Origin of the sequence: Microcoleus sp. BR0-C5 (assembly GCF_036705045.1) — a bacterium.
Taxonomy (GTDB): domain Bacteria; phylum Cyanobacteriota; class Cyanobacteriia; order Cyanobacteriales; family Microcoleaceae; genus Microcoleus.
Genome location: NZ_JAUBTR010000028.1, coordinates 1 through 1,401 on the forward strand (window position 1 = coordinate 1; position 1,401 = coordinate 1,401).

General features: G+C 43.7%; 1 protein-coding gene. It reads left to right on the top strand.

Translation table 11 applies throughout. The features are described from left to right. Positions 1-395 precede the first annotated feature (395 nt). Positions 396-1,004 (top strand): transposase, encoded by a 609-nt coding sequence (locus QUB08_RS15280; RefSeq protein ID WP_333225514.1) that lies wholly within the window; start codon positions 396-398, stop codon positions 1,002-1,004. Positions 1,005-1,401: the final 397 nt, after the last annotated feature.

Sequence of the window (1,401 nt, forward strand, 5' to 3'; positions counted from 1 at the left end):
GATTGACGGCTCGATCAACTGACTGACGTAGCGATCTATCGCCTGACTCTTTTAAGATACAAGGGGCGGGTTTCACCAACCATCTATGTCAGAAACCAACAATATAATAAACCCGCCCCCACCCAACGACAAATCGGAATCTACATTTTTGGGAGGCGATCGCACATCGGGTTAATCTAGATTATTGGTTGGGCGGGGGCGGGTTTATATAAATTGTTTGTATTCATCAAATATTGTTGGTGAAACCCGCCCCTACCGGCTCTGTTTTGGCGATCGCACATCGGGTTAATCTAGATTATTGGTTGGGCGGGGGCGGGTTTATATAAATTGTTTGTATTCATCAAATATTGTTGGTGAAACCCGCCCCTACCGGCTCTGTTTTTAGGAAAGAAATTATGAAATACGATCGCAACAAACACCACCGCCGCTCAATTCGCCTGCCTGGATATGATTATACGACTCCCGGTGCGTATTTTATCACTATTTGCAGTTGGCAGCGTGAATGTTTATTCGGCGAAGTTATTGATAATACAATGCAATTGAGTCCCTATGGTAAAACAGTTTTATTCAATTGGAGCATTCTTCCCAAACGTTATCAAAATGTGGCATTAGATAATTTTATTGTGATGCCAAATCACGTCCACGGAATTATCGTTTTGAAAGACAGCCGAGAAATAAATTATACAGAATCCGATAAATTGGCGCTGAAAAAATCAAAAATCCATCCTTTATCGGAAATTGTGCGGGGTTTGAAAACATCTTCAGCGCGGCGAATTAACCAAATGCGATATTTGACTGGCGTATCGGTATGGCAACGCGGTTATTACGAACATATCATCCGCAATGAGGAATCATTATTTGCCATTCGCGAATACATCATTAATAATCCTTTGTCGTGGGGAAAAGATGAATTATATCCTCATAATTCAGTCAAAATTAATGAATCTAGTCCGCTGTCGATCGCATGGAATGGCAAATCTTACATACAGTCGATCGTACTGTAACATTGCGTCGATGGCCCTCCGGGGCGGGTTTCACCAACTCGGCCTAAGACCAACAATATAATAAACCCGCCCCCGCTTGGGCGGTAAAAAATCACCATCCAAATTCCCCAAATTATCGTAGGGGCCGGTTTCACCAACGATAATCGCCTCACACCAAAAATCTCAAAAACCCGCCCCCACCCACCGACAAATCCGAATCTACATTTCTGAAATGCGATCGCACCCTACGGTCAATCTGGATTATCTGCTGTGCGGGGGCGGGTTTACCAGATTGTTTGCGGTCAATCTTATATTGTTGGTAAAACCCGCCCCTACAGACCATCGTATGTACCCCAATTATCGTAGGGGCGGGTTTCACCAACCATCTATGTCAGAAACCAACAATATAATAAACCCG

What these genes read in the sequence shown, in the direction of transcription:
- QUB08_RS15280 (WP_333225514.1), top strand. Translation starts at nt 396, where the DNA reads ATGAAATACGATCGCAACAAACACCACCGCCGCTCAATTCGCCTGCCT.